Genomic DNA, 6238 nt, shown 5'->3' with positions numbered 1-6238 from the left:
AGTGCGGCAAAAGCGATGAAGACGGTGTTAATGGTGAAGAGGTAAAGTGCTCCGAAGAAGAAGTTAAACTGATAAGTGGCCAGCCCGTATCCTGCTGTGCAGATGGGTGGCATCAGCGCGGTAGCAATCGCCACACCGGGGATCACATTTCCCTTTAAACGACTGCTCATCGCCACAATACCGGCCAGACCGCCAAAGAGGGCGATGATCACATCGTAGATGGTTGGACTGGTACGGGCCAGCAGCTCCGAGTGTGCTTCGTTGATGGGTGAAAGCAGAAAGTAGAACGTAGAGGTGAGGAGGCTTACACCCACAGCAAAAGAGAAATTTTTCAGCGAACGTCGCAGCAGCTGAAAGTCGTATGTTGCAAGGCTATAGCCAACTCCGTTGATGGGACCCATTAGCGGCGAGATAAGCATGGCACCAATGATCACCGCCGTGGAGTTCATGTTGAGCCCCACGGAGGCCACCACAATAGCAAACACCAGAATCCACAGGTTCGTTCCCTTGAAGACGATACCCTGTTCAATGTTCGTGTGAATGGTATTATACTCTTCCATTTCGCTGCGCAGGTCGAACCAGCGCAACAGTTTCTCACTTCTCTTTTCCATAACCAGTCATTAATTTTGCGAATCTATAAAAAAAACCAAAACGACTGATGCGTTTAGAGAATATTTCTCTTTCGAAGGGCAGGGTCAGAGGACGCCTGTTCTCTTAAAGACGGCCGTGATGCGTTCAATGGAGTGATCGATCTGCTCAATGGTGTGTGTGGCCATCAGCGAGTAACGAATGAGTGTGTCGTTTGATGCGACGGCGGGCGGAACAACCGGATTGACAAAAATACCTTCTTCGAAAAGCATTTTGGTAATCATGAAGGTCTTGTCGTTGTCCCTGACATAAAGCGGCAGAATAGGCGTCGACGTAGGTCCCAGCTCAAACCCTCTTTCCCGGAACTGATTGATAGCGTAATCGGTCAGCTCCCACAATCGTTTCACACGTTCCGGCTCAGATTTAAGAATATCGAGCGCCGCGGCAGCAGCAGCTGTGGCAGCCGGTGTGATGCTGGCACTAAAAATATTGGTACGTGCATTGTGGCGCAGATAGTTGATCACCGGATAGTCACCGGCGATAAATCCGCCGATGGAGGCCAACGACTTGCTGAATGTACCCATCACAAGGTCCACATCGTCGAGCAGGCCAAAATGATCACAGACACCGCGGCCGCTGTATCTTTTGCCAAGGACCCCCAGGCTGTGTGCCTCGTCCACCATGATATTGGCGTTGTATTTGCGCGCCAGCTTCACGATCTCGGGCAGATTGGCCAGATCTCCTTCCATACTGAAGACGCCATCGACAACAATCAATTTCACCTTTCTGGGATCACAGCGTTTAAGTTGCTTCTCCAGGGAATCCATATCGTTATGACGAAACTTGTATTTTGTGGAGAAAGATGTCCGTAGTCCCTCTATGATGGATGCATGATCTCTCTCATCCCAGATGATGTATTCATCTCTTCCGGTAAGACATCCCAGTACCCCCTCGTTCACGGTAAATCCGGTGGAGAAAACAACGGCTTCATCCTTATTCATGAAGTTGGCAAGTTTTCGCTCAAGCTCCAGATGTATGTCGAGCGTCCCGTTCAAAAAACGGGATCCCGCCATGCCGGTACCATATTTCTTAGTCGCAGCAATCGCAGCTTCTTTTACTTTCGGGTGATTGGTCAGCCCCAGATAGGCATTTGAACCGAACATCAACACTTTCTTCCCGTTGATGAGAACTTCTGTGTCCTGATCGCTTTCAATAGCCCGGAAGTAGGGATAGATGCCTGCAGCTTTCGCACGCTGCGGAGCATCATATTTCATCATTTTTTCTTTTAAAAGATTCATCTAAAGAAAATTAAAAAAATAAACTTCTTCCTAAATCAGAGTGAGAAGTGTTTTTTCCAAGAAACCAATTGCAAAGATAGCAATTAATTTAAATAGTCGGATGCAACTCTTTTTTTTTGAACCACCCGGCTGGTTCGGACGAATATTTTAAACATTTTCGATTTATAAACGTTTTAACGACATTGGACACATTTAATAAATAAACAGTAACACAACTATGGTAAGTAAAGAATTAGAAACCGCAATTAACAAACAGATCAACGCCGAATTATGGTCGGCTTATCTCTACCTCTCCATGTCAACCTGGTGCGCTCACGAAGGTCTTCCTGGTTTTGCCAACTGGTTCAAGGTTCAGTTTCAGGAAGAACAGGACCACGCATTGAAGTTTATGAATTATCTTATTGCGAAAGGGAACAGGGTAGAATTAGCCCCTATAGAAAAGGTAGAAACGTCATGGGATTCTGTATTAAAAACATTTCAGGACACGCTGGATCACGAAAGAGTGGTTACCTCGCTCATCAACAATCTGGTTTCGATTGCGCGCAAAGAAAACGACTTTGCAACCGAAAACATGTTACAGTGGTTTGTGAATGAGCAGGTGGAAGAGGAAGAAACGGCCCAGGGAATGATCGACAGCCTGAAGCTGATAGGCAACAACGGATTTGGTGTCTACACCATGGACAAAGAGCTGGCGCAAAGGAGCTATACACCCATCAATACTACTACAACTGCTTAATTGAAATAACTTTTGATATTTTTGTGAGAAAATCGGGGGAATTTCATTATTTCCCTGATTTTTTTCAACACAAACCTTTTGACGAAAAACGCTCATACTGACAAATCTTTCACACCGGACAATGCAGCTAGAAAAAACAGGGACTAAATACAGGAAATTGGGCAAGTGCATACTGTTAGACGCGGTAGGTATGGCTTCAGCTGCTATTCCGGCCGCCGCTTTTGTCGATGTAATATGGGCTCCCGTGGCCGCTTACATCAGCTACAAGATGTTCGGCGAGAAAAAGGGAAAATACACCTCCCTCATCACTTTCATGGAAGAGCTATTCCCTGTCACAGACATAATTCCATCGTTTACCCTCTTCTGGATTTTATTCGATTTTCTGAGTATTGGAAAAGAGAAAGAGAGGATGGCCAAGGTTGTTGATGGCACAATTATGAAAATCGACCAATAAAAAAATCATGATAATCAAAAAGATCGTTCTCTCGCTGGCAGCATTTTTCATGTTGCTTTCCTGCACCGGTGCTTCAAAGGTAGAAACCGGTTCTTTGTTATGGAAAGTATCCGGAAATGGACTTGAACAGCCTTCCTTCCTTTTTGGAACCCACCACCTTGTCCCCATCTCCTTTCTCGACTCTGTTTCGGGAGTAATGGATGCTTTTGAAAACACGGAACAGACTGTGGGCGAGCTTGACATGAGCAATATGGCTTCGATGCAGATGAAAATTATGAACGAGTCAACAATGCCGTCCGGCGTTTCGTATGATTCGCTATTGTCTCCGGAAGATGCAGCGCTGCTCGACAGCACGCTTATCCGGCTGCTGGGTGCCGGGTTGAAGCAGCTTGGCACACTCAAACCTGCCCTGCTCTCCAACCTGATTTCTGTCACCCTCTATCAACAGTACTACCCTTCCCTTTCGTCCGGGAAGAGTCTTGATCAGTATTTTCAGGAGGAGGCGTTAAAACGCACCCGGCCGGTAATCGGACTCGAAACAACCGAGGATCAGATCTCTGTTTTGCTCAACTCGCAAACATTGGATAGACAGGCGGAACTGTTGGTCTGCATGGTCAAACATCCGGAACTGCTGAAAAAGCAGATGGATGAGCTCCAGGTAGCTTACCACGCACAGAATATTCATGCACTGCGGGCACTGTACGAGAAGGAAATGCCCGACGACCCCTGCCCTTCTACCGAAAAGGAGAAAAATACGCTGAACGGCGATCGAAACAGAAAATGGCTTGAACAACTGCCTGCCATCATGAAGGAGAAGCCATCGTTCATTGCCGTGGGATGCCTGCACCTTCCCGGAGAAGAGGGACTGATTGAAGGATTGAAAGAATTGGGATACCGCGTTGAAGCTGTAAACTAGCCACAACCGCAATCACGGCCAATACATCCTTATTCCTTTACCCATATCAACGGCATCTGACACCAAAGGCCCGAAAGCGCAAATAGGCCCATCTATCTTTTCTCCAACAGCACCACATTCTCCACATGATGGGTGTGGGGAAACATGTCGACCGGCTGTACACGGATAACCTTGTAATTGCAGTCCAGCAGGTTCAGATCGCGAGCCTGCGTGGCCGGGTTACAGCTCACATATACTATTCTTTCCGGCGCTGCCAACAAAATGGCATTGACCACATCTTCGTGCATCCCGGCGCGAGGCGGATCGGTAATGATTACATCGGGATGACCATGAGCTGCAATAAACTCCGCTGTAAGCACATCTTTCATGTCGCCGGCATAAAAGCGTGTATTTTCGATCCCGTTTATCTGCGAGTTTACCCGTGCGTCTTCAATGGCTTCCTCCACGTACTCTATTCCAATCACTTCCCTGGCATTGCGTGCCACAAAGTTGGCAATGGTACCCGTACCGGTATAAAGGTCGTACACCAGCTCATCACCCGTAAGCTGCGCGAAGCTTCGCGCCACCCCATAGAGGTGATAGGCCTGCTCGCTGTTGGTCTGGTAGAACGATTTGGGGCCGATCTTGAATCGCAATCCCTCCATCTCTTCAAAGATGTGATCTTTGCCGCGCCAGGTCACCACCTCCTGATCCGTAATGGTGTCGTTTGCTTTTTGGTTGATGATGTAGAGCAGGGAGGTGATCTGCGGATATTCAGCCACAAGGTAGCCCATCAGTTTTTCTCTTTTTTCACGATCATCTTCATAAAAGACCACAATCACCATCCACTCACCGATGGAGCTGTTGCGGATCATGAGGGTACGCATAAGCCCCTGTTGGTTGCGAAGATCGAAGAAGCTGTAGCCCTGCTCCAGGCAGAAGCTACGAATGCTGTTCCTTATTTGGTTGGCAAGGTCGTCCATCAGCCAGCACTTGTCGATATCGAGCACCTTGTCGAACATGCCAGGGATATGGAACCCCAGAGCATTCATTTCCGCAAACTGCTTGTCGGAGCTGATCTCCTCTTCGGTGAGCCACCGCTTGTTGGAAAAGGTAAACTCCAGCTTGTTCCGGTAGAAGGTGGTCTGTGGCGCCCCCAGGATGGGGGTAATCTCCGGCAGCTCCACCTTGCCAATACGGGTCAGGCTGTCCAGCACCTGCTGTTGCTTGTATTTCAGTTGTTCCTTGTAAGGAAGCTGTTGCCACTTACAGCCGCCGCAGACGCCGAAGTGGTTGCAAAAGGGTATTGTCCTGTTTTCGGAATATTTTTCAAAGCGCACCACCCTGCCCTCGGCATAACTGTGTTTCTTGCGCGTTAGCTGTATGTCAACCACGTCGCCCGGTACGGCATACGGTACAAACAGCGCCATTCCGTCCACCTTTGCAATTGCCTTTCCCTCTGCCGCCACATCGGTGATGAGCACCGACTCGAGCAGGGGAAGTTGTTTCCTTTTTCTTGCCATTAATTTGTTTTTTTGAAGTACAAAGATAGACAAAACGCCCCACCTTTCGATGGAGCGTTCGTACTATTTTTGTGTGATTCTGAACTACTTTGTCTGTATAGCGACAACAGCTTTCCTCAATCCTTTGGCGTTTGCTTCCAGGGTAATTGTACCCGGTTTTTCTGTTGACTCCACAATGGCCACCAGCTTACCGTTAAAAAGGTGCATCTGTGGCAGGTGAAACAGATCGAGACTGGCAGGATCACCGTTGGCTCCGGCACGATAGGTGCCCGTTCCCTTTACCTTGAACGTCACCAGCTCGTTCACGTTGGGACAGGGGTTGCCGTTCTTGTCGACCACCGATACGGTGATGAACGAAAGGTCTTTCCCGTCGGCGTTGATCACATTCCTGTCCGCCTCCAGCACCAGGCGGTACGGTTTTCCGGCGGTACGAACCTCTTTTTCTGCGGCTTTGTTGCCATCCTTATCGTAGGCCACCACTTTCACTGTTCCCGGCTCATACTTCGCATCCATCCACATCAACCGGTAACGCTTCTGGCGTTCCAGCCCTTTCTGTGCTGCTGCGCTGTAGCTACCCTCGAGCGGGATGGAGAGATCTTTCTTCCGCACCCCCTGGCTTTTGCCGTTGATAAACAACTCAGCCGAAGGGTAATTGGTATAGACGAAGACCGGCGTCGCCTCGCCCTCACGACCTTCCCAGTTCCAGTGGGGCAGGATATGGAGCGTTTCAGCCTCTTTGTTCCA

At 48.7% G+C, this 6238-nt stretch carries 7 protein-coding genes; 3 read left to right on the top strand and 4 right to left on the bottom strand.

All coding sequences use genetic code 11. The annotated features are described in order from the left end of the window. Both B3Z75_RS01380 and spt read right to left on the bottom strand, forming a co-directional pair. On the bottom strand, positions 1-560 hold a 560-nt coding region (locus B3Z75_RS01380), incomplete at its 3' end, for a DUF389 domain-containing protein (protein ID WP_414702841.1). A 135-nt stretch (positions 561-695) separates the two neighbouring features. Then, positions 696-1886, bottom strand: a complete 1191-nt coding sequence (gene spt / locus B3Z75_RS01375; protein ID WP_294066977.1) for a serine palmitoyltransferase — start codon at positions 1884-1886, stop codon at positions 696-698. Positions 1887-2103: 217 nt separating this feature from the next. Here spt and B3Z75_RS01370 point away from each other — a divergent pair, with 217 nt between their 5' ends. The 3 genes from B3Z75_RS01370 to B3Z75_RS01360 all read left to right on the top strand — a co-directional run bounded on the left by B3Z75_RS01370 (position 2104) and on the right by B3Z75_RS01360 (position 3992). Continuing rightward, positions 2104-2622 (top strand): ferritin, encoded by a 519-nt coding sequence (locus B3Z75_RS01370; RefSeq protein ID WP_294066974.1) that lies wholly within the window; start codon positions 2104-2106, stop codon positions 2620-2622. A gap of 121 nt (positions 2623-2743) precedes the next feature. Then, positions 2744-3076 carry a hypothetical protein gene (locus B3Z75_RS01365; protein WP_294066971.1) on the top strand — a complete coding sequence of 111 codons (333 nt, stop codon included), beginning with the start codon at positions 2744-2746 and terminating at the stop codon, positions 3074-3076. 7 nt (positions 3077-3083) lie between these two features. After that, the gene (locus B3Z75_RS01360) at positions 3084-3992 is read left to right on the top strand and encodes a TraB/GumN family protein (RefSeq protein WP_294066968.1); all 909 of its coding nucleotides are present in this window, start codon (positions 3084-3086) and stop codon (positions 3990-3992) included. Between the two features lie 92 nt (positions 3993-4084). Here the strand turns inward: B3Z75_RS01360 and rlmD are convergent, their stop codons facing one another. Both rlmD and B3Z75_RS01350 read right to left on the bottom strand, forming a co-directional pair. Further along, positions 4085-5494 (bottom strand): 23S rRNA (uracil(1939)-C(5))-methyltransferase RlmD, encoded by a 1410-nt coding sequence (gene rlmD, locus B3Z75_RS01355; RefSeq protein ID WP_294066965.1) that lies wholly within the window; start codon positions 5492-5494, stop codon positions 4085-4087. A gap of 84 nt (positions 5495-5578) precedes the next feature. Further along, positions 5579-6238 (bottom strand): DUF4982 domain-containing protein (locus B3Z75_RS01350; protein ID WP_294066962.1); only part of this gene is annotated, 660 nt, incomplete at its 5' end.

Origin of the sequence: Proteiniphilum sp. UBA1028 (genome assembly GCF_002316955.1) — a bacterium.
Lineage (GTDB): Bacteria > Bacteroidota > Bacteroidia > Bacteroidales > Dysgonomonadaceae > Proteiniphilum.
Note: the sequence above shows the minus strand (reverse complement) of the source record. Positions and strands in the feature narration are given on the sequence as shown.